The sequence below is a fragment of the Pseudomonas sp. NPDC087804 genome, assembly GCF_044742965.1.
Taxonomy (GTDB): domain Bacteria; phylum Pseudomonadota; class Gammaproteobacteria; order Pseudomonadales; family Pseudomonadaceae; genus Aquipseudomonas; species Aquipseudomonas rustica.
This window is the reverse complement of the sequence record NZ_JBIUVN010000005.1, coordinates 115,751-142,366: the sequence shown is the minus strand read 5'-3', so window position 1 is coordinate 142,366 and position 26,616 is coordinate 115,751. Positions and strand designations below refer to the sequence as shown.

The window sequence follows — 26,616 nt, the reverse complement described above, 5'->3', positions numbered from 1 at the left end:
TTTCTTTTATTCCTCGTACCGTTTATCAATTATGAATTCCGGGAGTTTCCAATTTGGGCCCGAAATGGCGACAGCCTCTTTGCCCTCAGCCAATACGCCTTCATGAAATAATTCCTCGTACGTTTTACACAGTTCACCACGTGCAATGACTTCAAATCGATAACGCCCGAACAGTGTATCGAGGGCGGGAAATGCCAAACCGATTGCCAACACTGATAACAAATCCCTGAGATTTTCTTGCCTGACAGCCTGCTCGAGTTTTGCAGGCGAACTCTTGATTCTGCTGACACATTCAAATGCTTCCAGTTCCTGTTTTTTCGCAGCGTCAATCGCCTCGGCGGTGTAGCGCAATGCCTCATCATCACCCAGTTTGAAATCTTCAAGTGTGGCCGAATGGACGTTATTCCAAAGCGACGGATTACTCTTGGGAACGTAGTCGTCAGCAAGCCCCATCGCTCTGAATCGCTCCATCATTCGAATCGCATGCGCATAGTACCGGCGATCGGTGTCGGTCATCGCAAGCTTGCACTCCAGGATGGCATCAAGACGCGCAAGCATGATGAGGTCGGCAGCAGATCCTTTTCTTTCGATTTTTGTCTCTGCGGCTTTAACAGAATCTTGTTCCAACATTCGTTTTACTCGCTGCAAGTTTTTCGGATTTTTCGGAGCGATTAACCTACATCAGCTTTTGAACAGACATATCTGCATCGTTCGTCAGTAATGACGCGCGTATTTGTATGAATAATCTTTAGCCCTGAATTAAAGCTTGGCATCAGCGGGTCAAAAAGAGATTTCCTACAACTGATGGGAAAACTTCCTGATGAATGCAGGAGAGGTGGGCAAAACGACGCCCATAAAAAAGGCCGCTGCAAACACAGCGGCCAAGGTAAGACGTTGGATCAAGGAGCTAAAAATCAAAAGTCAGTGAGCGCATCTTTGAGATAAATATGGAGACGCTTGGGCAATTGATGGCGCATTTACAGAAGTCTTCGTTCTGAGAAAAGAACCATCAAACTCAGGCTTGATGGTCCGGTTAGGAGTATCTGTTTTCTATCATGAATTTTGGGGCTTTCCAGTTTGGGCCTTTGGCTGCCAAGCCTTTGTCGCCGTGTGCCAATACACCAGCAGCAAGAAGGCGCGCGTATGCCATTTCCAAAGCTCCGTATTCGGAGATCAGCTCTCGGTTATAACGTCTGATCATCATGTCCAGATGCGGATTCGCGTTGAACAGCGAGAATACGGTGACGATGTCATCCAAAGATTCATTTTTTACGATTTGCTCAATGGTGCTCATTACCACATCTCCTTGAGTAACTTCTGATATTCGCGCTCTTGCTGTAGGTCATCGGCTTCCAGAGCTTCCGGTGTGTAGAGCAAAGCCGGATCGTCTCTCAATTGATAGTCTTCCAAGGTCGCAGCATGCACGTTGTTCCATACGGGAGAGTCTTTGTCGGGCATTTCATTGTCGCCATACCCCATGGCTTTGAGTCGTTCAAATTCCCTGATTTCATGTGTGTAAAAACGCTTATCTGTGTCGGTCATCTCAAGCTCCCCTTGAAGAACTTTATATAACCTGTCGACCATGATTTCGTTTGCAGCTGATTTTGGGAATTTAAGGGTGTGGGATTCCACCGTAAAAACTCCTTCCGGTGTTGCAATTGCAGAACCCCAATGAGAAAGAATAATCGGTAATCCAATTTCCTCCGGATTGAACTTTCGAGTGCTGTGCTCTCCTTCTTGGATTGCTCCCTCGTATGGACTGCTGAACACCACATAAAGCGGAGCAATCCCTGAGTCATCAGGGAACACAATAATGAATCGTTCCCACCCCTCGACCAGAATCGGATTTATATCCAGTCGCCCTTCAACCGGGATAATGGCGGCTCCCGAGTAGGCGGGCGTATCTGTTTCCGTAATGGGTGATGCAGTAGAGCTGTTACCCGGTGAGTGGGCGGGCGTCCAGGTAAGGAAGTCAGTTGGAGAATCCGGCAGAACGGCTTCGTAGACGTCATTCAATAGATCGTACGCTGCGTTCAGCACCAGAACACTTGAGCGCACATGGAAGTCGTCGGTAGTCGTGACGAATACTTCGGCGCCGGGGCCAAAAGATCGAATTCCCAATCCAACGGGTAGATCGAGTGTTCCTTGTCGGTCGGCGATTTCGCGCAATGTCTCGGGAGTTTCTGAAGACAGTTCGGCAAACGGTACGCTCAGCGTGAATCGATCACCGTTACCCAAGCGCGATGGCATCAGCAGTGCCGCGAAACCGACAACTGCTGGAGCTATCAAAGCAGTTCCCGCCGTTGTCAGCGTCAAAAGCCCTGACCTCATAGCGTTGAGAATCGAGGTCGTCGTCGCAGGGGGCAGGCGAACTGCACTTGATGCGAACGAGAAAACCGGCCGGCTGACAGCCAGCGCTCCGGAGGCTGGGTAAACGGTGTGAATTTCCGATATTTGCCGAGGCTCTTCTACATCTCGTTCATCGGCCTCCGCTTGCGACTTCGCTGCTCTTTGCTGATTGATCTTTTGCGTTGCCAATTGAGCTTGCTGTTGAGCCACAGATGTAGCGGTTCTGATGGCGCCGTTGAGAATTTCCTGACGTCGCTGCTCGGCTTCCAGTCGGGACTTTATTTGCTCGATTCGCTGCTCCATTTCTGCAGTAAGACGAGCCTGCTCCACAGCGAAAAACTGTGCGGCTGCTTCTGCATCGACTTGCGCTCTGGCAAGCGCTGTTTTCAATGCCAAAGCATCAGCTTGAGCCTTAGCCTTTTCACGCGCCGCATTTTCGATTAATTCATTGTAAAGTTTTCTCAATTCTTCTCTTTCTGCTTGGTCTCTGACTTCCTCCTCTTCCTGCTCTTTGCGAGCTATTTCATCGAGTTCTCTCTGGCGTTGCTGTTCAGCAGCAATTCGAGCGCGCTCGGCGTTGGCCAGACCCTCGAGTCGTGCCTGTTCGCGCGCTCTATGTTCTTCCTGTTGTCTGCGTGCAACTTCAGCAAGGTCTTTCTGCCGTTGTTGCTCCGTTGCAATACGTGCTCGTTCAGCGGCCAGGCGCTGAGCTTCTGCGACCGCAGCAAGTCTTGCCTGCTCCTGTGCTCTGTTATGTTCCGCCTGTCTGCGTGCCGCATCGGCAATGTCTCTCTGCCGTTGTTGTTCCGCTGCAATCCGGGCGTTTTCGGCTGCCACTCGAGCTGCCTCGGCCATCGCCGCATTCCTTGCGTGCTCCTCAGCCTGTGCGGCCCTCAAGTAACTTTGTGCATTCATCGCTTGCTGGTGCAGCAGGGCAATCGATTGAGATAGAAGCTGGGCCTCATGCGCCGCGAGATAGGATTGCTCCCAGAGTTGTGTCGAGCGAGCGCCGGGCCAGATTAGCTTGTCGATGGTTGTCGCTTTACGAACGAAGTCGGTGAATGATTTATCTCTCGGGTCACTGCCGAAAAAAGCATTCGCAGTAATGTTTTTTTGCTGTAGTTCGACGGTCTTTCGAGCGCGTAATGTTTCCCTTATATCTACTTCTCTCTGCCACGCCTGAACGGCTGATATCGATGAAGCAGGCAGCTGTGATCTATTGGCTGCAATTTCTGCTTCCAGATTAACCGGCAGTGCTTGTGACTTGGTTTCAAATTCCTGCTGTACTTGTCTTTTTACTTCTTGAGTTCTGACAGATGTTTCCACCTGGTGGAGTTGAGTGTTGGTACCGTTCCCGAACATGCCACTGCCGCGAGGGCGTGAATGAGTGGTAATCGGGGTCATCCATTCCGGGGCTTGTCCAACAGTATGGATAGCCGGAAAATTATCTTGTGGTGGTCGTTGCATTTAAATTCCTTTTTAAATGCGGCATCGAAATAGCTTTTGCTGTGCGGCATTAGTCGCAAGCGTAAAGCTGCAAGCCTGCGCCAATGATGTGAGCAGGTATGTTTATGCTAAGTGATTAATTTCTAGGAATGGGCTTAGTGTGTTGTCGGAAACTTCTGGTACGACAAAGAGAGTCTGGGAAGCGATGAGACAGATTTTGTTAATGAATATGTAGGATTAGTAGGAATGCGGAAATTTCTTACAGTGCGCCGCGGTAGTTAGCTCAGCGCCTTGTAGGATCTGATCAATGCAGCGCCCATAAAAAAGGCCGCTGCAAACGCAGCGGCCAAGGTAAGACGTTGGATCAAGGAGCTACAAATCAACGTCAGTGAACACCGGGGCGATAAACCGACCTATCGATTCATCTGAAATCTGTCAGCAATGGCCAGCGTTGCTCATGGCCAGTGCTTCGGCGCTTTTCGGCGTATCCCGTGAAAGCCCGCTCAGAATAAGCAGTTCGGCCTGTAGGAAAAATAGCGATTCCGGACATGCACTGTTGCGGAGCATGCAACAGTCGCTACGTCCCGGCATGCACCATGCGCTGTGCTGATGATCGTCCATCCAGCTCACTCATGGATCGCGCATAGCCCCGTGCTGTGCGGGCATTCATCCTTTCGAGCGACAGCGTGAATACCTCCTTGGTGCGCTTATCGTCCGGTGGTGGCGGCAGTAGGGTGGGGCCTTCTGTCACTCACCGGGGAAGACGCATGACAAAAACAACAATGCGCGCCATCTTCACACCGCAAGCGCTGGCCGCTGCGGTGGCTCTGGGTTGCTGTGCCCAGGCGCAGGCGGTTTCGTTCAACATCGGCGAAATCGAAGGGACGTTCGACTCGTCCTTGTCGATCGGGGCGAGCTGGGGCATGCGCGATGCCGACAAGTCGCTGGTCGGCACGGTCAACGGCGGTACCGGGCAATCTTCCACGGGTGATGACGGGCGCCTGAACTTCAAGAAAGGCGAGACCTTTTCGAAAATCTTCAAAGGCATTCACGACCTCGAACTGAAGTACGGCGACACCGGTGTGTTTGTGCGCGGCAAGTATTGGTACGACTTCGAGCTCAAGGACGAAGACCGCGAGTTCAAACAGATCAGCGACAGCGGTCGCAAGGAAGGCGCCAAGTCTTCCGGCGCGCAGATTCTCGATGCCTTCGTCTATCACAACTATTCCATCGCTGATTTGCCGGGCACTGTGCGCGCGGGTAAGCAGGTGGTGAGTTGGGGCGAAAGTACCTTCATCGGCAACTCGATCAACAGCATCAACCCGGTCGACGTTTCCGCGTTTCGCCGTCCCGGTGCCGAGATCAAGGAAGGCCTGATTCCGGTGAACATGTTGTTCGGTTCGCAAGGTCTGACCGATCAACTGACGGTTGAAGGCTTTTACCAACTGGAGTGGGATCAGACCGTTCTCGACAACTGCGGCACGTTCTTCGGTGTCGACGTGGCGGCGGATGGTTGCAACAACGGCTACACCGTCGGCAGTCCAGCCATTGCACCGTTTGTGCCGTTGACCCAGGCATTCGGTCAGGGCATTCAGGTCACTCGCGAAGGGGTGGTGATTCCCCGTGGCGGCGACCGCGATGCGCGGGATTCCGGGCAGTGGGGCACGGCGCTGCGCTGGCTCGGCGACGATACCGAGTACGGCCTCTATTTCATGAACTATCACAGCCGCACGCCAACGGTGGGCACCACTACGGCGGGGCTTTCGACGCTGGCGGCGTTGCCGGGCATGGTCGGCATTGCCAACGGTCTGGCGCCGGGCAGCGGTGCGGGGCTGGCGCAGAGCGTGATGCTTGGACGCGGTCAGTACTACCTCGAATACCCGGAAGACATTCGCTTGTACGGCGCGAGTTTCTCCACCACCTTACCGACCGGTACCGCGTGGACTGGCGAGATCAGTTACCGGCCCAACGCGCCGGTGCAGGTCAACACCAACGACTTGACGCTGGCGCTGCTCAACCCGATTGCCGGCGGTGCGGCCTCGCCACTGGCGACGTCGCCGGGCGCGGACAACAAAGGTTATCGCCGTAAAGAAGTGACGCAAGTGCAGAGCACCCTCACGCACTTCTTCGATCAGGTGTTGGGCGCTGAACGTCTGACCGTAGTCGGCGAAGCGGCGGTGGTGCACGTCGGTGGTCTGGAGTCGCGCAGTCAGCTGCGTTATGGCCGCGACTCGGTGTACGGCCAGTACGGTTTCGGCGGCGACACCGATGGCTTTGTCACCTCGACCTCGTGGGGCTACCGCGCCCGGGCGATTCTCGATTACGCCAACGTGGTCGGCGGGATCAACTTCAAACCCAATCTGTCGTGGTCGCATGACGTCGCCGGTTACGGGCCCAACGGCCTGTTCAACGAAGGCGCGAAAGCGATCAGCGTCGGCGTCGATGCCGACTACCGCAACACCTACACCGCGAGCCTCAGTTACACCGACTTCTTTGGCGGTGACTACAACGTCCTCGAAGACCGTGACTTCGTGGCCCTGAGCTTCGGCGTGAACTTCTGATCTGCCCGAGAAGGATGACTGCAATGCGCAAAATGATTCTGCAATGTGGTGTGCTGGCCCTGAGTGTGCTGGCGGCCAACGTGATGGCGGCGGTGTCGCCGGATGAAGCGAACAAACTCGGCACCAGCCTGACCCCGCTCGGTGCTGAAAAGGCCGGCAACGCCGATGGCTCGATTCCGGCGTGGACCGGCGGTATCCCGAAAAACGCCGCCGCGGTGGACAGCAAAGGTTTCCTCGCCGACCCGTTCGCCAACGAGAAACCGTTGTTCACCATCACCCCGGCCAACGTCGACAAGTACAAAGACAAGCTGTCCGAAGGCCAGGTGGCGATGTTCAAGCGCTACCCTGAAACCTACAAAATTCCGGTCTACACCACTCATCGCACCGTCGCCGTGCCGCCGGAAATCTACGAATCGGCCAAGCGCAGCGCGCTCAACGTCACCACCATCAACGACGGTAACGGCTTGGCCAATTTCACCGGCAACCGCTACTACGCCTTTCCGATTCCGAAGAACGGCGTCGAGGTGTTGTGGAACCACATCACCCGTTATCACGGTGGCAACGTCAAACGCATCATCACTCAGGTGACCCCGCAGACCAACGGCAGCTTCACGCCGATCCGCTTCGAAGAAGAGATCGCCGTGCCGCAACTGATCAAGGATATCGACCCGGAAAAAGCCGCCAACGTGCTGACCTTTTTCAAACAGTCAGTGACCGCGCCGGCGCGTTTGGCCGGCAACGTACTGCTGGTGCACGAAACCCTCGATCAGGTGAAGGAGCCGCGTCTGGCGTGGATCTACAACGCCGGCCAGCGTCGGGTTCGTCGGGCGCCGCAAGTGGCGTATGACGGCCCGGGCACGGCGGCGGATGGCCTGCGTACTTCGGACAACTTCGACATGTTCTCCGGCGCACCGGATCGCTACGACTGGAAACTGGTCGGCAAAAAGGAAATGTACATCCCGTACAACAGCTACAAACTCGATTCGCCGAGCCTGAAATACGACGACATCGTCAAGGCCGGGCACATCAATCAGGATCTGACCCGTTACGAACTGCACCGTGTCTGGGAGGTGATCGGTACGGTGAAACCGAACGAGCGGCACATCTACGCCAAGCGCCACATGTACATCGATGAAGACAGCTGGCAAGTCGCACTGGTCGATCACTATGACGGTCGCGGTCAATTGTGGCGCGTGGCCGAAGGTCACTCTGAATATCACTACGAGCATCAGGCACAGGCTTACACCCTCGAAGCGCTCTACGACATCATTGCCGGTCGCTACATTGCCCTGGGCATGAAGAACGAAGAGAAACACAGTTACGAATTCGGCTTCGAAGCCAAGGCGGCGGATTACACGCCATCGGCCTTGCGCGCCGAGGGCGTTCGGTAACGGTCTGGATACATCGGCAAGGCAAAAGGCGACCACTCGGTCGCCTTTTTTATGGGCCGCAATCAGCGCGCTGAATACTCGTCAACAAGGTGCCCGGAGCGGGCTAGGGTGAGTGCACAACGATAAGAAGGCTCACTCGATGACCGCCATGACGCCCTGCCTGGATCGCCGCGGATTTCTGCCCAGGCTTTCTTCCCATCATCAGTCGCGTACGCGTTTGAGCGCGCCATTGCTCGAATCCGTGGCGCGGGTGCGGCTGGTGTGCGCGCCGGCCGGCAGCGGCAAAAGTGCATTGCTTGCTGAATGTCTGTTTCAGGCGCCGCCCGCGTGCGAGGTGCGGTGGTTGCCGTTGGCCGGGGCAACGCTCAGTCCCGCCGACTTCTGCCAGCGTCTGGCGCAGACGTTGGGACTGGTCGAACGGGTGGATGAGGCGCGGTTGATCGCGACGCTGGCGCGCTGGTCTGAGCCGACCTGGTTGTTTATCGACGATTACTGTCGTCTGCCCGATCCGGCGCTGGATGCGTTGCTTGATCGTTTGCTGGCGGTCAGCAGTCCGGCACTCACGTGGTGGATCGGCACGCGCCGACGTCCGCAATGCAACTGGCCGCGTTTGCTGCTCGACGATGAGTTATATGAATCTGAAAGCGTGACCCTCGCTCTGACCCAAGACGAAATCGCCTGTGCGTTGACGCATTTGACGGCAGAGCAGGCCCACAGTGTGGCCGGGCGAATTGTCCAGCGCACCGGCGGCTGGTGCGCCGGGGTGCGCATGGCGCTGCTGCAAAAGTGCGACTGGACGCAAAGTCTGCAACCGCAACAACGGGTCGATACGCTGCTCGATTATCTGCAACACGAACTCTTCAGCAGCCTTACGCCGGAGCTGGCTGAAGCCTGGCGGGTGTTGGCGCATCTGCCGCGATTCAATGCCGAACTGTGCGAGCACTTGTTCGGTGCCGGCGAGGGTGCGCAACTCTTGCGCACGCTGCAAACGCTGGGCTGCTTTATCGAGCCGTGGCACGAATCGGCTGAATGGCTGCAAGTGTTCCCGCCGCTCGCGCAAGTCATGCGCGAAGAGCAATGGCCGGCGAGCCGTTCCTGGCATCGGCGTGCCTGTCAGTTTTTTACCGTCGGCAAGGATTGGCGTTCGGCCTTCGAGCAAGCGCTGCTCGCCGAAGAATTCGAAGTGGCGGTCAGCCTGTTGCAGCACTTCAGTTTTGAGCATCTTTTTGAAGAGCAGACCGTGGTGTTGTTGCTGCAATTGCACGAGCAACAGGGCGAAGAGTTGATTTTGAGTTCGCCGCAATTGGTCGGTCTGTTTACCGGGGCGCTGTTGTTTGCCGGACGGTTTGAACAAGCAGAACAATGCATCGCGCATATGACGCGATTCCTGCCGCAACCGTCAGTGCAATCCGAGCGGCAATTGATCGCCCGTTGGCAGGCGCAACAGGGTTGGCTCCTGCATTTGCAAGGGCAGATGCAGCCCGCGCAGGAACACTTTCAGCAGGCGCTGGCCGAACTGGCCCCCGAGACGTGGCCGACCCGGCTGCTGTGCCTGTCGGGGCTGACTCAGCAGGCATTTCTGCGCGGTGAACTCGACGTGGCGCAGGCGTTCAACCGGCAAGCGCTGTGCCTGGCGCGGGCGCATGATTCATTGGTCTTCGAAGGCCTGCTCGAACTTGATCATGCGCACCTGCTCGAACAGCGCGGTGCGAGCGCGCGGGCCGAGGCGTTATTGAGCAACATGGATGAATTGCTTCGCGAGCACACTGTGCGGCTGACGCCTTTGCACGGCAGGATCGCGCTGCTGCGCGGGCGACTCGCACTTAATCAGGGGCTGGACGAACGCGCGGCGGCACTGTTTCAAAGTGGCTTGAATGATTGCCTGCGCAGCCACGACAAACGAGTGCTGTACGGCTATTTGGGACAGGCGCAATTGGCGGCCAATCAGCGTGATTTTGAGCTGGCCTTCAATCGGCTCCGGGCGGCTGAACGCTTGATGCAGCAGCGGCAGATTCCCGACACGGTCTATCGCGGTGTGTTGCTGCAGGTCAGCAGCCATTTCTGGTTGCAACAGCAACGTCAGGATCTCGCTTGTGAAGCGCTGAGCCGCGTGTTGCGTCATTACCAGGGAGCTCAAGCTGTGCAGGCTCCGCCAGCAACCGTGTTGCTCATCCCGAGAATTGAATACCTGCTGATCCTTGCTCGCGCTGCCGGTTCGCCGATGGACGCTGAGCACCTGGCGCAGTTGCAGCGCAGGATGAACCAGGCCCAATCCAGCGCGATGAACGCCTTGCACACGGAATTGCAGCTGGTCATCGCCGAGCTTTTGTGGCTCGCCGGCCGCAAGGATGAAGCCGATAAAGCCTTGCGACAGGGGCTGCGGCTGGCGGCGGATTTTCAGTGCCGTCAGGCGTTGCAAGAGTTGAGTCTGCGCAGGGCCGAGATGCTGCAAACGGTGGCGCTGCCATCGGCTCATCATGCGGATTTTGAAAACTCCGCCAGTTTGCCTTTGTTGAGTCAGCGCGAACTGAAAGTTTTAAAGCTGATTGCCCTCGGTTATTCGAATCAACAGATTGCCGATGAAATGTTTATCTCGTTACACACGGTAAAGACTCACGCTCGACGTATTAACGTAAAGCTCTGCGTAGAGCGCCGGACTCAGGCGGTCGCGAAGGCAAAGTTGTTAGGCGTGCTGAGTTAAAAATAAAGCGTGCTAACAGCACGTTGAAGTCATTGAGACGTTTTGCATGCTTTGCCCATATTTTGAATTGCTTGTCGGTTTTTTTGTTTTCGCCAACTGAAGTAATTTTTGCCCGTTGACCTGCCATTCGGCTGGTTGTGTTCTGAAATAACTCAGGGGCATTGAATGAACTTGTTTGATAAGCGAATTTTGGCGAACGTGCAAGAACCTGCAAAGTGGCTGGGAAATGCCGAGGGTGATAAGCAGCTCGAGTTTGCGCAGTTAGAACAACAGCTTGTTGCCAGTCGACTGCATCTCGAACGACAACTGGAGCACCTGACCGATCTCCAGTCGTATGCGCGCTTTGTCATTGCTGGTTTGATCAGGCTCGATTTTGGTACGGTATTGAATCCTGATCAAATCACCGTTCGTTCACAATATGTTTTCAAAGTAGGCCCGCACACTATTCAGCAGGACAACTCACGGAGTCTGACCGAGTTTGCGCTGTATGGGCTGCACGACAAATCGTCACGCGCCCGACTGGAATGCGTGGGCGAAGGCGTGCCGATACAGATGAACCAGCAATGGGTCGAAAACGTCTTGGATACTGCTGATTTGCGCTCCGCTTATGCTGTCAACTTGCGCAAAACCTATGAGGAAAGCAGTGTCGTCGAGGCCATGAGTGCCTTTATAAAACAGCAGTTGTTGCTGAGCGCCTTTTCCGCGCGGCTGCAGGGGCAACTTGATCAAACCAATCTCGAGCGTGTCCGGCGCGCGGTCGAGGGCGAGGCGGGGCTAATTGTCGGATACCTGATACTGGAGCTTCCCGGGGTCAATAATCGGCCGTTCAAGGATCTCGTGGTGATCGGCCCTAATCAGCCTGGGCGGGGTGACTGGCTTCTGTATGCGCCGGGCTCTCCGGGCAATCGCGAATGGCGAGAGTTTCCCGATATTCGGAGTCTGAGCTTTGAAATCGGCGCCTGGACGGCGACTGAAAAGGGTTGCGATTATCTTGTCTGGCAGTCTCATGCGATGGATCGGCAGGTCATTTCCAGCCATCTAAAGAAGGTCTTGCAATTACCCTCTCTGTGGCGAGGCGTAGAGGTGGGGCCTACGCCTTACCGTGGCTCGGAAGCGATGTTGAATCTGGTGTACAACCAGCGTGCCTGGATTGTGGCGCAGGAAGAAAGTGTCACACCCTATGCCTATCGTACGGCCACCGATGGACAGCGTCAGACGTTCGCCAGGGTCAGTACCGAACTTCAGGCGCTGCAAACCGTAAATGTACATCAGGGCGGATTTATTTCTTATGAACAGTTCTGCTTCGACCTGATCAAACAGCGTGTTGAACAAGTGATATCGGAACGGGGCGAGTCTGTTTTAGTCAATCCGGATCAGATCCGGGTTGAAATCAGCGAAGATCAGCAATTGACGCTGAGGCAGTTGATTGTTGCTGAAGTGCACTTTTATGCCGACGGTGCCGGTCAACCCAAATACCCGCGATTTGTTGTAGCTGAAAATCATCCACCGTTAAGGACTCTGGATATTCGCGACATCGCCGGTTGGTCACGAACACTCCGCCCGGGTGAGCAGTACATCGATATGTTGCGTGCCGTTCATCTGAATCGAAACAATAGGGAGGGTGCATTCAAGCGGCAGATTTATCTGTCGGCTTTGATACGCAAAATGTATGTGGCCGCCATGCAGGCTTTTTTCAGCGGGCGTCTGAGCGCTCAAACGCTTCCTGAATTACTTAATCTCATTGGCGGGATTGATGGTGAACACCCGCCTAAATCGATTCTGGAGAAGATTGGTACAGTCAAATACAGCGCGATGTGCAGTTTGCATATCAAGGGTGAATTGGTGGTCGGTGTGTACGTGTTCCGTTTGCACGTCGCGGGTCATGTTGAAGAATACGTGTTCGCCCCGGATGCCCCGGACGGCTGCGAAATCTGGCCATTTCACGAGTTCGTCAACGCTGTGAAAACACGCGGTTACGGGCGTTACTTTTATGAGAGAGTCGAGGAGAAGTCTCAGCGCAAGGTCAAAAGCTATCTGGATCAGCTTGAGGAACAAAGCAACTTCGTAGAGGCTCCTGTTCTGGAGTCCAACAGCCGAATAGCTAACTTCCAAACCTGCTATGACGAATTGATTAACAAGGTCATTTCCGATGTCGATGAAAAGACTCAAAGCCTGAGCGAAATTATTTTCGGGCTGGTTTTTGATGGCGTTGTCACGGCGGTCACTGCACTGAGTTTCGTCTTTCCGCCGGCGGGCATTGCTCTGAGTGTTGTGTTGTTCACCAAAGAAACGTTATCCGGCCTTGATGCACTTGTTCAGGGTGATCGGGCGAAAGCGCTGAAGCATTTTGTGGAAGCAATTGCGGAACTGGCCTCGTTGGGCAAGGCTGCCGCGGGTAAGCGCGCCGCGTCCACAGTGCAACGTAACTTCGTTTCACTCATCGGTGACGTTTATAAAGTCGAGAGTTTTTACAGGCAGGCAACAGGACACGCTGGTCTGCCCGGTCTGGCAAAGGAGGCCATTCAGGAGATCCTGGATGGCCCTCAAGCCCTGACCAGTAAAACCACGGTTATCTGACCCAGTACCGTGCCATGCCACAGCGTCGCACACTAATGGCGCTGCTCAGCGACTGACTTCATCGCTTTGGTAGCCCATTCGCCAGCTCACGGCCCGCGTCGCCGCCAACAAGCGCTGCGCCGCCGGGCCGTTTTCGTCAGCGTGAAACAACGAGGTCGGGCCGACAATCGTGAGCACCGCCGCGACCTGGCCTACGGCATTGAACACCGGCGCGGACAACGCGTCCACGCCTGGCATCAGCAAGCCGTGAACATGGTGCAGACCGCGTTCGCGGATCTGTTGGCACAGGGTTGTGTAAGTCTTTTCCTCTTTGAGCGGGTGATCGGCAACGGCGATTTCCTGCTCGCGCAGATCATCGGTTTCCCGATGCGGCAGAAACGCGCTGAACACCAGTCCCGTTGAAGAACTGAGCAGCGGCAGCACCGAGCCCAATTGCGTCACCACCGTCACCGCACGCACCGCCGGTTCGATGTGCACCACGGTTGCACCCTGATTGCCCCACACCGCCAAAAAACAGGTCTCGTTGAGTTCGTCGCGCAGTTCGGCCAACGGCAGGGCGGCGACTTTCAGCACGTCCATACTGTTGAGTGCGGCCAAACCCACGCGCAACGCTTCGCGGCCGAGGCCGTAATGGTTGGTGGCGGCGTTCTGTTCGGCGAACCCCGAGGCGATCAACGCCTGTAAATAGCGATGCACCTTGCTCGCCGGCATCTGCACATGTTCGGCCAGACGCGACAGCGAGGTCGACGGTGACAACTCGGCCAAAGCCTTGAGGATGTCGGTGCCGACTTCGGCGGAGCGGACTTTCTGTTTGCCGTTACTGTCGCTGGTTTTTTCCATGGTGCGGCCGGGTTCCGATACGAATGGGCGTCTTTATAGCTTGACGCTGGATAGCGAGCAAATTACGTTATGCGTAATCGAATTACGATAATAACAACCCCGGCGTGCCGAAACCTCTGAGCCAGAGCGATGGGCCACTGCCGACTCCCTGTTCAGGAGGCTCCATGAACCTCGATTCAACCGCTCAGGCGCTGGCGTATCAGTCCGGTTTCGGCAACGAATTCAGCACTGAAGCGTTGCCCGGCGCGCTGCCCGTCGGCCAGAACTCCCCGCAAAAAGCCCCGTACGGCCTCTACACCGAATTGTTTTCCGGCACCGCGTTCACCATGACCCGCAGTGAAGCGCGGCGCACCTGGATGTACCGGATTCAGCCGTCGGCCAATCACCCGGCGTTCGTCAAACTGGAACGGCAACTGGCCGGTGGGCCGTTGGGCGATGTGACACCGAATCGCCTGCGTTGGAATCCGCTGGAGATCCCGGCCGAGCCGACTGATTTCATCGATGGCCTGGTGAGCATGGTGGCCAACTCCGCCGCCGAAAAACCGTCCGGCATCAGCATTTACAACTACGCCGCCAATCGTTCGATGGAACGCGTGTTCTTCAATGCCGACGGCGAACTGCTGCTAGTGCCGCAACTCGGCCGTCTGCGCATCGCCACCGAGCTGGGCGTGCTGGAAGTGGCGCCGCTGGAAATCGTCGTGCTGCCGCGCGGCTTGAAATTCCGCGTGGAACTGCTCGACCCGCAAGCACGCGGTTACGTCGCCGAAAACCATGGCGCGCCGCTGCGTCTGCCGGATCTGGGGCCGATTGGCAGCAACGGTCTGGCCAATCCGCGCGACTTCCTGACGCCGGTCGCTGCTTACGAAAATCTGCAGCAACCGACCACTCTGGTGCAGAAATTCCTCGGTCAGTTGTGGGCTACCGAACTCAATCACTCGCCGCTGAACGTGGTCGCCTGGCACGGCAATAACGTGCCGTACAAATACGACCTGCGCCGTTTCAACACCATCGGTACGGTCAGTTTCGATCATCCCGATCCGTCGATCTTCACCGTGCTGACCTCGCCGACCAGCGTGCACGGTCTGGCCAACCTCGACTTTGTAATCTTCCCGCCGCGCTGGATGGTCGCCGAAAACACCTTCCGGCCACCGTGGTTCCACCGCAACCTGATGAACGAATTCATGGGCCTGATCCAGGGCGAATACGACGCCAAGGCTGAAGGCTTCGTGCCCGGTGGCGCCTCGCTGCACAGCTGCATGAGCGCCCACGGCCCGGACGGCGAGACTTGCACCAAAGCGATCAACGCCGAGCTCAAACCGGCAAAAATCGACAACACCATGGCCTTCATGTTCGAGACCAGTCAAGTTCTGCGCCCAAGCCGCTTCGCCCTCGACTGCCCGCAACTGCAATCAACCTACGACGCGTGCTGGGCCACACTGCCCGCCACGTTCGACCCGACCCGGAGATAACCCATGACGCAGAATTCCATTACCCGCAGCTGGGTCGCTTCAGCCAACGGTCACGCAGATTTCCCACTGCAGAACTTACCGCTCGGTGTGTTCAGTATCGACGGTTCGGCGCCGCGCGCAGGCGTGGCGATTGGCGAACAGATTTTTGATCTGCAAGTCGCGCTGGAAGCCGGGCTGTTCGACGGTGCCGCGCGCAGTGCCGTCGAAGCCATGCACGGGGGCCAGTTGAACGCGTTTTTTGAACTCGGTCGCGACGCTCGTGTGGCTCTGCGCGAACGCTTGCTGGAACTGTTCAGCGAAGGCAGCACGCACCGTGGCAACATCGAAGCCCAAGGTGCAAAACTGCTGCCACTGGCCGCAGATTGCCAACTGCACCTGCCGGCACGCATCAGCGATTACACCGACTTCTACGTCGGCATCGAACACGCGCAAAACGTCGGCAAACTGTTCCGTCCGGATAACCCGCTGCTGCCGAACTACAAACATGTGCCAATCGGCTATCACGGTCGCGCCTCCACCGTGCGTGCCTCCGGTACCGATGTGCGTCGTCCTAAAGGTCAGACCTTGCCGGCCGGTCAGACTGAGCCGACTTTCGGCCCGTGCGCGCGACTGGATTATGAACTGGAACTGGGCATCTGGGTCGGTCAGGGCAACGAGATGGGCGACTCGATCGCCATCGGCGATGCCGCTGATCACATCGCCGGTTTCTGCCTGCTCAACGATTGGTCGGCGCGCGATATCCAGGCGTGGGAATACCAGCCGCTGGGCCCGTTCCTGTCGAAGAGCTTCATCACCAGCGTTTCGCCGTGGGTCGTAACAGCAGAAGCGCTGGCGCCATTCCGCACCGCGCAACCGAAGCGTCCGGAGGGTGATCCGCAGCCGCTGCCGTACCTGTTCGATCAACGCGATCAGGACGGCGGTGCTTTCGACATCGAACTGGAAGTGCTGCTGCTCACCGAAGCCATGCGCGAACAGAATCTGCCAGCCCATCGCCTGACCCTGAGCAATACCCGCTACATGTACTGGACTGTCGCGCAAATGGTCGCGCACCACAGCGTCAACGGTTGCCAGTTGCAGGCCGGTGATCTGTTCGGTTCGGGCACTTTGTCCGGCCCGGAAAACGGTCAGTTCGGCAGCCTGCTGGAAATCACCGAGGGCGGTAAAAAACCGATCGAACTGGCCTCCGGCGAAGTGCGCAAATTCCTTGAAGACGGTGACGAAATCATCCTGCGCGCACGTTGCGCCCGTGATGGTTTTGCCTCGATCGGCTTCGGCGAATGCCGTGGCAAAGTGTTGGCGGCGCGCTGACAGGAGCGGTTCATGGATCTCTATACCTACTACCGTTCGACCTCGTCGTACCGCGTACGGATCGCGCTGGCATTGAAGGGCCTCGACTATCAGGCGTTGCCGGTCAATCTGATCGCGCCGGCCGGTGGCGAGCATCGGCAAGCGGCGTATCTGGCGATCAATCCACAAGGCCGGGTGCCGGCCTTGCGCACTGACGAGGGTGAGTTGTTGATCCAGTCGCCGGCGATCATCGAGTACCTGGAGGAACGTTATCCACAGGTGCCGTTGTTGCCGGAAGACCTCGCGGCCCGCGCCCATGTGCGTGCTGTCGCGGCGGTGATCGGTTGCGATGTGCATCCGCTGCACAATGTTAGCGTGCTCAATCGCCTGCGCCAGTCGGGGCAGGAAGAGCCGCAGGTGGTCGAGTGGATCAGTCACTGGATCGGCCAAGGCTTGGCGACGGTGGAGCAGTTGATTGGTGATAGCGGTTTCTGTTTCGGCGAGTGGCCGTGTGTGGCGGATGTTTACTTGATTCCGCAGTTGTATGCGGCTGAGCGGTTCAATGTGTCGTTGGAGGCTTATCCGCGAATTTGTCGGGTTGCTGCACTGGCGGCAGACCATCCAGCGTTCATCAAAGCCCATCCCGCGAATCAACCTGACACCCCGTAACCAAAATTGTGACTGATCGTTCCCACGCTCTGCGTGGGAACGCATCCCGTGACGCTCTGCGTCACAGTGGACGCAGAGCGTCCCCGGCGGCATTCCCACGCGGAGCGTGGGAACGATCCGGTGGCCACAGCAAAAAATCATAAAAACAAAACAGGTACCTTGCGATGCACAACCAGATTGCCAGCTTCCGTGCGGCACTCGACGCCCGTCCGGTGTCCCGCTATCAGTGGTTGCTCCTGATCCTGCTCGCCTTGCTGCTCGTCACCGACGGCTACGACGCGCAGGTGCTCGGTTACGTTGTCCCGGCACTGGCTCAGGATTGGGGGCTGGAAAAAGCCGCATTCGGACCTGTTTTCAGCGCCAACCTGCTCGGTTTGACCATTGGTTCGCTGGTGGTCACGCCATTGGCCGACCGCTTCGGCGTGCGACGGATTCTGCTTGCTTGCGTGCTGATCTACGCCACGCTCACCGTGTTGATGGTGTTCGCCGATTCCCTGAATACGCTGATGATCGCGCGTTTTATCTGCGGCATCGGCATGGGTGGCGCGATGCCCAGCGCGATGGCGTTGATGTCGGAATATTCGCCACCGCGCTTGCGCACCTTGATGGTGACGCTGGCGGCGTGCGGTTTTTCGTTCGGTGGTGCGGCGGGTGGTTTTGTCGCGGCCGGATTTATCGATCAGTTCGGCTGGCAAGCGGTGTTCCTCGCTGGCGGCGTGACGCCGTTGCTGCTGTTCCCGTTCCTCTGGTGGATGTTGCCGGAGTCGCTGCCGCGTTTGCTGCGTGACGCGCCGCCGTATGCGCGCCTGCGCAAAGTCACCGCGCGAATGTTGCCGGACTGGCAACCGCCAGTGGCGAGCGTCGAGCAGAACGAGCGCGAGCAGGGCAGCAAACTGACCGTGGTTGAATTGTTCCGCAACGGCTACGCGCGACCGACGCTGCTGATTTGGGCGACGTTTTTTGTCAGCCTTATTCTTCTGTATTTCATGATCAGCTGGCTGCCGACGTTGCTGCTGGAAAGTGGCCTGACACTCAACGAAGCCAATCTGGTGACGTCGATGTTCCTGTTCGCCGGCACCCTCGGCGCGATTTGCATGGCGTGGTTTGCCGACCGTTTAAAGCGCAAGGTGCGGCTGTTGTCTGGCGTTTTGGCCGGCGCGGCGCTGTGTACGATTTTGCTTGGCCTTAATCACGACAACCCGCGTTATCTGGTGGCCTGCGTGTTTGCGGCGGGGTTCTGCATCATCGGCGGGCAGCTGACGTTGAATGCGTTCGCGAGTAATTTTTATCCGGCGCACGTTCGCGCCACGGGTACTGGGTGGGCATTGGGTGTAGGGCGTTTTGGTTCGATTCTCGGGCCATTGTTCGGCAGTCTGCTGTTGGCGATGCACATTCCCGTGGCGCAGATTTTCTTCTTCTGCGCGATTCCAGCGGTCATTGCGGCGCTGCTGATCATCCAGGTGCGCTCGCCTTCCGAGGGTGGTTCGGTTGTGGGTGTTGCGGCGCCTTCTAAATCCTGAAGATCAAAAGATCGCAGCCTTCGGCAGCTCCTACATGGGATCATCTGTAGGAGCTGCCGCAGGCTGCGATCTTTTGCTTTTAATGGACGACGGAATTAGGCGGCAAGTGGCTGAGCCGGTCGGTCAGGCGCAGACGCTGGATCGGATCATCGCTCAGCAACAACGCACGCTCCAGATCGAAGCGCTCGGCATTCGGGCAATCCAGCCGCTGATATAAACTGGCCCGCGCCAGATAATCAGCGGCAGCAGCATCGCCCAGTTCGAGTACCCGTTCAGCGTCGATCAGCGAGGCAATGTAGTCCTCATGGGTCAGGTGCAACTGCCGCAAGTTGCGCGACAAACGTTGCAGCATCTGCACCGGCGAGGCGGTCAGTAAATGCTCGGCGTTGAGTTTCATGTTCGGCCCGTACTGGCGCTGCAACAACTCGCGACAATCATTCGGATACAGGCGTCGACCGCCGCAGGGATCAAGCAGGTGATCAGCCCCCGGTACTCGCAGCAGGAAGTGCCCGGGGAAGTTGACCCCGACCAGCGGAATCTCCAGGCCCTGTGCCAACTCCAGCGCAATCAACGCCAGCGCCAAAGGCTGACCGCGACGGGTCTGCATGACTTTTGGCAGCATCGCCGCCTGCGGTCGTAACGGCAAAAAATCATCCTGAGCGAAACCCAGATCGGTCATCCGCCGCAGCAACGGTTGCGCCAGTTCACTGACCGGCAGCATCGGCAGCCCATAACTCACGCGCTGTTGCAGCTCTTTGAAGTCGTGCAGCAGCGCCGTCGGGTCGACGTCTTTTTCGTGCTCGGCAGCAATCCACAACGCGGCTTCTAACAGCGCGGGCGGTGAACGGTGCAGGCACTCGAAAAATCGTTGACGCGGACTCATCGCAATCTCCCTCGAATGCCTCGTTTTAGCCCCGTCAGTGCTATTCGTCCAGTGGCGGATTTTGCAGCGATTGAGTTATGCCGCAAAACATCTGTCTTCGAGGCCGCTTATTCCGGTGCGCTCCAGCAATTTTCAGGCGCAAGCCTATACTGGCGTTCTACAAGAAGTGATTCGGGAGCCCAACAATGTTTGCGCTCATGCAAAGCACTCGCCTGGATTCGCTGCACCTTAGCGTCGACCCGGTTTCAGGGTTGAAGGCGGTCATTGCCATCCATAACAGTCGCCTCGGGCCAGCCCTGGGCGGGTGTCGTTACCTTGCCTATCCGAATGATGAATCAGCCATCGAGGATGCCATTCGCCTGGCTCAGGGTATGAGCTACAAAGCCGCGCTGGCGGGATTGCCGCAGGGCGGTGGCGTTGCAGTGATCGTGCGTCCGGCGCATGTGGAAAATCGTGCGGCGCTGTTCGAGGCGTTCGGTCGCTGCATCGATCAGCTTGATGGCCGTTACATCACCGCCATCGACAGCGGCACCTCAGTGGCGGACATGGATTGCATCGCTCAACAAACCCAACACGTCACCAGTACTACTTCGGCGGGCGATCCGGCCCCGCATGCGGCAATGGGCGTGTTCGCCGGTATTCGCGCGACCGCCATGGCGCGGTTGGGCAGCGATAATCTTGAAGGTTTGCGCGTGGCGATTCAGGGTTTGGGCAACGTCGGGTATGCGCTGGCGGAGCAACTACACGCGGCGGGTGCCGAATTGCTGGTCAGCGATATCGACCACGGCAAGGTGCAACTGGCGATGGAGCAACTCAACGCGCATCCGATTGCCAACGATGCGTTGCTCAGTACGCCGTGCGACATTCTTGCGCCGTGTGGGCTGGGCGGGGTGCTCAACAGTCACACCGTCACACAATTGCGTTGCTCGGCGGTGGCGGGCTCGGCGAACAATCAACTGACACATCTGGACGTGGCTGATCAATTGGAACGGCGCGGAATTCTTTATGCGCCGGATTATGTGATTAATGCCGGTGGGCTGATTTATGTCTCGCTGAAGCATCGCGGCGAGGAATTGCCGACAATTACCGCGCATCTGTCGAAAATCAGTTCGCGACTGACGGAGGTGTTTGCTCATGCGCAGGCGGAGAAGCGTTCGCCAGCGCGGGTGGCGGACGAGTTGGCGGAGCGGGTTTTGTATCGGTGATGGGGGAAGATCAAAAGATCGCAGCCTTCGGCAGCTCCTACAGGGGCTGCGATCCTTTGTTGATTACTTTGCCGCTTTTGCCGCTTTCGCAGGCTTGGCCGGCGCTTCAGCAACTTCCACCACTTCGGCGTTCTCGACAGGCTCGGCCGGTGCGTTGATCAGCTCCGACAGTGCGTCAGGCTGGCTCTTGAACGCCCGGGCGAACACATCGCGATTCTTCGCCATGTAGATCCCGGCTTCTTCCACTTGCTGTTCAGTCAGGGACGGAACGGCTTTTTGCAGGACATCGGCCAGATATTCGGCCAGTTCGAGCATTTTGTCATGACGGTCAGCTTCGGCTTTATCCATGAACAAGCGCTCCAGATCTCGGCTGCTGCGGTATACCACTTCGACGGCCATTCACCACCTCACATGCCTTCACATTAAGTTGTCTTGACGACTACTGTATCCATATACAGCGAAAAGGATAAGCGAATCCCTGCGCCATGGGTAGTGGGATTTTAATGTAGACCGGATTTAGGGTTTGTCAGTGGGATCGTGTTGGGGCCATTCGCGAGCAAGCTCGCTCCCACAGGGATCGTGCGAACCCGAGGCCTGCGACCAAACGCCACGGCGCGGGTTTGGTGATGGCTCGCCATGATGGCGTGGCCTCTTTTCTGCATGAAAACCGTCACGTGCAGAAAACCGTCACGTCCAACGCGCATCATCCGCTCGCATCGAGCTAAGGAACATCATCGTGAAAATAAACTGGGCCGAGAAACTGCGGCAAAACGTGCATCAACTGGCCGAGTCCCTGGGCAACCTATTCGTCGAAACCTTTCACTATCTGGCGCTGTTTGCCATCGGTGCGGTGACGGCATACGCGGCGGTGATGGAGTTTCTCGGGATGCTCGAGGAAGGCCACATCAAGATCGATGACATTCTGTTGCTGTTCATCTATCTCGAATTGGGCGCGATGGTCGGGATTTATTTCAAGACCAACCACATGCCGGTGCGCTTCCTGATCTACGTGGCGATCACTGCGCTGACGCGCCTGTTGATCTCCAACGTCTCGCACCACAACCCGCCAGACATGGGCATCATCTACCTGTGCGGCGGGATTCTGCTGCTGGCGTTGGCGATTCTGGTGGTGCGTTACGCCTCGTCACAATTTCCCTCGGTGAAAATCGAGAAACCACAGCGCACCCTCGGTACAGGTTCCAGCGAGCATCCCGAGGTCGAGAAGGGCGAGCTTTAAAGTCCGGCCGCTGGTCGGGGCTGATCAATGATTTTTTGCGGTGGCGGGGTCAGTCCGTCGCCGCTGGTCATCGATTCGAGGATCGCCATGGCGCTGTGGCCCTGTTCGATGGCGATGCCGAATTGAATGCTCTGCACCAGCCGTTTAAGGCGCGCGGGATCGTTGCGTTGTTCGGCGCTGATCATGCGTTTGGCCACGATCCGGCCGTTGTTGGACAGGGTCAGCATAATGCTGCCGTCCAGCCCTTGAATGCTCAGGTTGATCTGATAGTCCGGCGCAAAGGCATCGGTAATGATCTGAAATGGATTGTCCATGATGCGTCACCGCCTGATTGAACGTGCAGTTGTTGACCGGCCGTGATCGGGTTGGTTCGCCAAACCTGATCACCGGCCATTCCGTGGCCATTCGCGAATTGCTCGTGTAGGAGCTGCCGCAGGCTGCGATCTTTTGATCTTCGGTGTTTTGATTTCAGTCATAAAGATCAAAAGATCGCAGCCTTCGGCAGCTCCTACCATGGAGTTTGCAAGGGACATGCCGGAAAAATTGTCGAACAATGAACACGGCGATAAAAAAGGCGAGCCACGGGGCTCGCCTTTTTTTATCGCGCGGTTTCAGGGCAGAACTGCGCAGATGACCGCTGACAGTGCAATCGGGATCAGCACTCCACCCAGTTCACCGCCAGGCCGCCGCGCGACGTTTCCTTGTACTTGTCGTGCATGTCGGCGCCGGTATCGCGCATGGTGCGGATGACGCGATCCAGGGAGATGAAGTGATTGCCGTCGCCGCGCAGGGCCATTTGCGTGGCGTTGATCGCTTTCACCGCCGCGATCGCGTTGCGCTCGATGCACGGCACTTGCACCAGCCCGCCGACCGGGTCGCAGGTCAGGCCGAGGTTGTGTTCCAGACCGATTTCGGCCGCGTTTTCCAATTGCTCCGGAGTGGCGCCGAGCACGTCAGCCAGACCCGCAGCGGCCATTGCGCAGGCCGAGCCGACTTCGCCCTGACAACCGACTTCGGCACCGGAGATCGAGGCATTTTTCTTACACAAAATACCGACGGCGGCCGCGCCGAGAAAGAACGCGACGACATCGTCGTCAGACGCGTCCGGATTGAATTTCATGTAGTAGTGCAGAACCGCCGGAATGATCCCCGCTGCACCGTTGGTCGGCGCAGTGACCATGCGCCCGCCCGCCGCGTTTTCTTCGTTCACCGCGAGGGCGAACAGATTCACCCATTCCATTGCAGACAGGGTCGAGCTGATCACATTCGGTTTGCCGATTTCCAACAGGCTGCGGTGCAATTTCGCCGCACGACGCGGCACATTGAGACCGCCGGGCAGGATGCCTTCATGGCGCAAACCTTGTTCGACGCACTCCCGCATCACCGACCAGATGTGCAACAAGCCCTGACGGATTTCGGCGTCGCTGCGCCAGGCGCGCTCGTTGGCCATCATCAGCTCGGACACCCGCAAGCCATGCTTTTTGCACAACGACAGCAGTTCGGCGGCGCTGGAAAAATCGTACGGCAGCACCACGTCGCCGGCCGGGGCGACACCCGACTCGGCTTCCGCCGCTTCGACGATGAAACCACCGCCGACCGAGTAGTACGTTTGCTCAAGCAGCACGTCGGTTTCGCCGAAGGCTGTCAGCGACATGGCGTTGGGGTGGTAGGGCAGGCTCTCGTCGAGCAGTAGGAGATCTTCCTGCCAGTTGAAGGCAATCGCGCGTTGACCGGCGAGGGACAGTTGGCCTGACTCACGCAATTGCTGGATGCGCGGGTCGATGGTCGACGGATCAATGCTGTCCGGCCATTCGCCCATCAGGCCCATGACCGTGGCGCGATCGGTGGCGTGACCGACGCCAGTAGCGGAAAGCGAGCCGTACAGGCGGATTTCCACGCGCCGCACATCATTGAGTAACCGCTGGTCGATCAGCGCCTGAGCGAAGGTCGCAGCGGCGCGCATCGGGCCGACGGTGTGGGAACTGGACGGGCCGATGCCGACTTTGAAAAGATCGAAAACACTGATAGCCATACTAAAGCCTTGCAAGTCATGGAGTAGGAATCGCCGCCATTTTTTGTAGGCCAAGCGCAATGTCGGCGATACTGCCTCTCTCGGTCTGACGTGACCAACGAAACTTCCTAAGACAGCCTTTAGCAGGACTAAACGATGAGTCGTCAATTGCACGCACAGACCTATGTCTGGCTGCAGGTGTTTTCCTGTGCTGCGCGGCACCTGTCATTCACCCGGTGCGCGGAAGAACTGCACATCACCCCGGGCGCGGTCAGCCAGCAAATCCGCCAACTGGAAGAGCGCCTTGGCTTTCGTCTGTTTCATCGGCGTGCGCGGGGCGTGGAGCTGAGCGCCGAAGGGCAGCGGCTGGCGATCACGGTCAACGAGGCGTACGGCAGCATCGATGCGGAATTGCGTCGACTCGATGCCGGGATGATCAGCGGCACGCTGCGGGTGCGCTCGATTCCATCGTTTCTGAGCAAATGGCTGACGCCACGCTTGCCGCGCCTGCAACAGCGTTTTCCGGATATTCAGTTGCGACTGGTGGCGGAGGACAGCAGCGTGCCGTTGCATGAAGGCGATTTCGATCTGGCGATCGATCTCAACGACGGTAGCTATCCGGGATTGTTATCCACAGCCTTGCTCGATGAGCAGATTTTCCCGGTGTGCGCGCCGAGCCTGCTACGCGGGCGCCCACCGCTGCACGGGCCGGCGGATCTGGGGCATTTCCCGCTGCTGCACGACATCACCGCCTGGCGCGGCAGTTATGAATACGCGGAGTGGGAGTTTTATCTCAACGCGATCGGCTTCGAGGGCGCCGACGTACGGCGCGGGCACACCTTCAACCGCAATCACCTGACCATCGAAGCGGCGATTGCCGGCATGGGTGTGGCGATTGCCCGGCGCACATTGCTTAACGATGAGCTGGAGCGGGGCGCGTTGATCGTGCCGTTCGGCTTGTCGGTGCCCAATCACAAACGTTACGTGTTGCTCTATGCGCCAGGGGCGCTGAGCCATCCGGGCGTGCGTGCGGTGCATGATTGGCTGGTCGAAGAGGCGGGGATTTTTCGCAGCTTGCACCCGTTGAACGACGGGCAATTGTGAGCAGATTTTGCCAGGTTGCGAGGCGACCCAACTCCCGACCTTACCAGCGCTTTACTCGGTTGTCCGGCTTTTTTTGCGAATGAATATTTATCTTTTCTCAGGGGTTGAAATGTTCGGCAGTCGGGCCGATTGTTGTAACCAAGGGGTCAGGAAATTCAATTCAGGCCCCTCGCGAGCTAGCTGAAATAAGGGATGAACTATGCAAATCCAAGTCAACAGCGATAACCATGTTCAAGGCAGTAAACGACTGGAGGAGTGGGTACGTACAACCATTGAGAGCACGCTCGACCGTTATGAGGAAGACCTGACCCGTGTCGAAGTCCATCTGAGCGACGAGAACGGTGACAAACCAGGACCGCATGACATGCGCTGCCAACTGGAAGCGCGGCCAAAGGGCCATCAACCGATTTCCGTGACCCACAAAGCCGATTCGCTGGAACAGGCGATCGACGGCGCTGCCGAAAAACTCGAGCACGCCTTGGAGCACCTCTTCGGCAAACTGCGAGGTAAACCACGCGCCGCTGTAGTGCCCTTCACCGGCAAGGCCAACGACAAGCTGTTGGCGGAAGAATTTGACGAGAATGAACAGGCAGCGATCAACAGTTGATGCGCTGATTTTATAAGCCAACCTGATGAGAACGGGCCTGCGAATGCAGGCCCGTTTTTTTGTAGCAGGACAGCCCCTCACCCCAGCCCTCTCCCAGAGGGAGAGGGGGCCGACCGAGGTGTCTTGCGGGGTACATCGACCTGAAAGACCGTGTCGATTATGGATTCGGTAAAGCAGAATCAGGTCGGCGTGACTCGCAAGCATCCCCAATCAGTCCCCTCTCCCTCCGGGAGAGGGTTAGGGTGAGGGCAATTTTCGAGCTGCCGCTATTCGTATGATCTGCTCCAGTACGGCATCCATCTGCTGGAGTACCTCCAGATTGCTGAACCGTACGACCTCAATGCCTTGTTGATACAGGTAGAGAGTTCGGCGCTGGTCATGGATCAATCCCGACGATTCATAGTGCTGGCTACCGTCCAGCTCAATCGCCAATTTCAGCTCAGCACAGTAAAAATCCAGCACGTAAGGCGGGCAGGGAAACTGTCGGCGGAATTTAAGCTTGGCGATTTGGCGGGAGCGTAATCTCTGCCAGAGCAAGTGTTCGCAGTCGGTCTGCTGGGCGCGTAACTGGCGGGAGAACTGGACGAGGGTGGGGCGAGTTTGCATGCTTCACGATCCTTGTGAAGTTGATTTGATATTTCACTGTAGCCGAGAACCCTCACCCCAGCCCTCTCCCAGAGGGAGAGGGGGCCGATTTGTGTGCTTTTCAAACGCAAGCTCGACTCGATATCTCAGGTCGGCGTAATTCGCAAAACAACG

The 26,616-nt window shown here is 57.4% G+C and carries 20 protein-coding genes and 1 pseudogene; 12 read left to right on the top strand and 9 right to left on the bottom strand.

Features of this window, described 5'->3' with window-relative positions:
- Positions 1 to 6 precede the first annotated feature (6 nt).
- From ACIOMO_RS11555 to ACIOMO_RS11545, 3 genes are all read right to left on the bottom strand, one after another.
- Positions 7 to 630, bottom strand: a complete 624-nt coding sequence (locus ACIOMO_RS11555; RefSeq protein ID WP_401240728.1) for a hypothetical protein — start codon at positions 628 to 630, stop codon at positions 7 to 9.
- Positions 631 to 1,033: 403 nt separating this feature from the next.
- Positions 1,034 to 1,294, bottom strand: a complete 261-nt coding sequence (locus ACIOMO_RS11550) for a hypothetical protein (protein ID WP_053117206.1) — start codon at positions 1,292 to 1,294, stop codon at positions 1,034 to 1,036.
- Positions 1,294 to 3,816 (bottom strand): S-type pyocin domain-containing protein, encoded by a 2,523-nt coding sequence (locus ACIOMO_RS11545; protein WP_401240726.1) that lies wholly within the window; start codon positions 3,814 to 3,816, stop codon positions 1,294 to 1,296. Before ACIOMO_RS11545 ends, ACIOMO_RS11550 begins: the two co-directional genes overlap by 1 nt.
- 746 nt (positions 3,817 to 4,562) lie before the next feature.
- Between ACIOMO_RS11545 and ACIOMO_RS11540 the strand changes: the two genes are divergently transcribed.
- The 4 genes from ACIOMO_RS11540 (at position 4,563) to ACIOMO_RS11525 (ending at position 13,025) form a co-directional block, all read left to right on the top strand.
- Positions 4,563 to 6,356, top strand: a complete 1,794-nt coding sequence (locus ACIOMO_RS11540) for a DUF1302 domain-containing protein (protein WP_212544053.1) — start codon at positions 4,563 to 4,565, stop codon at positions 6,354 to 6,356.
- 23 nt (positions 6,357 to 6,379) lie between these two features.
- Positions 6,380 to 7,747 (top strand): DUF1329 domain-containing protein, encoded by a 1,368-nt coding sequence (locus tag ACIOMO_RS11535; protein ID WP_053117210.1) that lies wholly within the window; start codon positions 6,380 to 6,382, stop codon positions 7,745 to 7,747.
- Positions 7,748 to 7,886: 139 nt separating this feature from the next.
- Positions 7,887 to 10,448 carry a LuxR C-terminal-related transcriptional regulator gene (locus ACIOMO_RS11530; protein WP_401240723.1) on the top strand — a complete coding sequence of 854 codons (2,562 nt, stop codon included), beginning with the start codon at positions 7,887 to 7,889 and terminating at the stop codon, positions 10,446 to 10,448.
- Positions 10,449 to 10,613: 165 nt separating this feature from the next.
- Entirely contained in the window at positions 10,614 to 13,025 is a 2,412-nt protein-coding gene (locus tag ACIOMO_RS11525) for a dermonecrotic toxin domain-containing protein (protein WP_401240720.1), read from the top strand.
- Between the two features lie 45 nt (positions 13,026 to 13,070).
- Here the strand turns inward: ACIOMO_RS11525 and ACIOMO_RS11520 are convergent, their stop codons facing one another.
- On the bottom strand, positions 13,071 to 13,865 hold the full coding sequence (locus ACIOMO_RS11520) for an IclR family transcriptional regulator (protein WP_401240717.1): 795 nt from the start codon (positions 13,863 to 13,865) through the stop codon (positions 13,071 to 13,073).
- Between the two features lie 164 nt (positions 13,866 to 14,029).
- On the opposite strand from ACIOMO_RS11520, the gene hmgA reads away from it, so the two are divergent.
- From hmgA to ACIOMO_RS11500, 4 genes are all read left to right on the top strand, one after another.
- Positions 14,030 to 15,334: a homogentisate 1,2-dioxygenase gene (gene hmgA, locus ACIOMO_RS11515; protein ID WP_150792373.1), complete on the top strand. Its 1,305-nt coding sequence runs from the start codon at positions 14,030 to 14,032 to the stop codon at positions 15,332 to 15,334.
- Positions 15,335 to 15,337: 3 nt separating this feature from the next.
- Entirely contained in the window at positions 15,338 to 16,642 is a 1,305-nt protein-coding gene (gene fahA / locus ACIOMO_RS11510) for a fumarylacetoacetase (protein WP_401240715.1), read from the top strand.
- A gap of 12 nt (positions 16,643 to 16,654) precedes the next feature.
- Complete coding sequence (gene maiA / locus ACIOMO_RS11505) at positions 16,655 to 17,290, top strand: maleylacetoacetate isomerase (protein ID WP_401240712.1); 636 nt, start codon at positions 16,655 to 16,657, stop codon at positions 17,288 to 17,290.
- 164 nt (positions 17,291 to 17,454) lie between these two features.
- Positions 17,455 to 18,810, top strand: coding sequence for an MFS transporter (locus tag ACIOMO_RS11500; protein ID WP_401240709.1), 1,356 nt, complete (start codon positions 17,455 to 17,457; stop codon positions 18,808 to 18,810).
- Between the two features lie 79 nt (positions 18,811 to 18,889).
- On the opposite strand, the gene ACIOMO_RS11495 is transcribed toward ACIOMO_RS11500, so the two are convergent.
- The gene (locus ACIOMO_RS11495) at positions 18,890 to 19,693 is read right to left on the bottom strand and encodes a transglutaminase family protein (protein WP_401240707.1); all 804 of its coding nucleotides are present in this window, start codon (positions 19,691 to 19,693) and stop codon (positions 18,890 to 18,892) included.
- A 185-nt stretch (positions 19,694 to 19,878) separates the two neighbouring features.
- On the opposite strand from ACIOMO_RS11495, the gene ACIOMO_RS11490 reads away from it, so the two are divergent.
- Positions 19,879 to 20,898, top strand: a complete 1,020-nt coding sequence (locus tag ACIOMO_RS11490; RefSeq protein ID WP_053117228.1) for a Glu/Leu/Phe/Val dehydrogenase dimerization domain-containing protein — start codon at positions 19,879 to 19,881, stop codon at positions 20,896 to 20,898.
- Positions 20,899 to 21,042: 144 nt separating this feature from the next.
- Here the strand turns inward: ACIOMO_RS11490 and ACIOMO_RS11485 are convergent.
- Positions 21,043 to 21,297, bottom strand: a pseudogene (locus ACIOMO_RS11485) (YebG family protein); the annotation flags it as partial.
- A gap of 337 nt (positions 21,298 to 21,634) precedes the next feature.
- Here ACIOMO_RS11485 and ACIOMO_RS11480 point away from each other — a divergent pair.
- A complete protein-coding gene (locus ACIOMO_RS11480) occupies positions 21,635 to 22,135 on the top strand; it encodes a phosphate-starvation-inducible protein PsiE (protein WP_053117232.1) in 501 nt (166 codons plus the stop codon).
- Here ACIOMO_RS11480 and ACIOMO_RS11475 read toward each other — a convergent pair.
- Both ACIOMO_RS11475 and ACIOMO_RS11470 read right to left on the bottom strand, forming a co-directional pair.
- Complete coding sequence (locus ACIOMO_RS11475; protein ID WP_053117234.1) at positions 22,132 to 22,449, bottom strand: DUF3509 domain-containing protein; 318 nt, start codon at positions 22,447 to 22,449, stop codon at positions 22,132 to 22,134. The two genes, ACIOMO_RS11480 and ACIOMO_RS11475, sit on opposite strands and share 4 nt — an antisense overlap.
- Positions 22,450 to 22,790: 341 nt before the next feature.
- On the bottom strand, positions 22,791 to 24,167 hold the full coding sequence (locus ACIOMO_RS11470) for an L-serine ammonia-lyase (RefSeq protein WP_053117236.1): 1,377 nt from the start codon (positions 24,165 to 24,167) through the stop codon (positions 22,791 to 22,793).
- Between the two features lie 135 nt (positions 24,168 to 24,302).
- Here ACIOMO_RS11470 and ACIOMO_RS11465 point away from each other — a divergent pair, with 135 nt between their 5' ends.
- Complete coding sequence (locus tag ACIOMO_RS11465; RefSeq protein WP_159812191.1) at positions 24,303 to 25,250, top strand: LysR substrate-binding domain-containing protein; 948 nt, start codon at positions 24,303 to 24,305, stop codon at positions 25,248 to 25,250.
- A gap of 199 nt (positions 25,251 to 25,449) precedes the next feature.
- A complete protein-coding gene (locus ACIOMO_RS11460) occupies positions 25,450 to 25,857 on the top strand; it encodes an HPF/RaiA family ribosome-associated protein (RefSeq protein ID WP_053117239.1) in 408 nt (135 codons plus the stop codon).
- 237 nt (positions 25,858 to 26,094) lie between these two features.
- Here ACIOMO_RS11460 and ACIOMO_RS11455 read toward each other — a convergent pair whose 3' ends face one another.
- Positions 26,095 to 26,463: an endonuclease domain-containing protein gene (locus tag ACIOMO_RS11455; RefSeq protein ID WP_401240702.1), complete on the bottom strand. Its 369-nt coding sequence runs from the start codon at positions 26,461 to 26,463 to the stop codon at positions 26,095 to 26,097.
- Between the last annotated feature and the right edge of the window lie 153 nt (positions 26,464 to 26,616).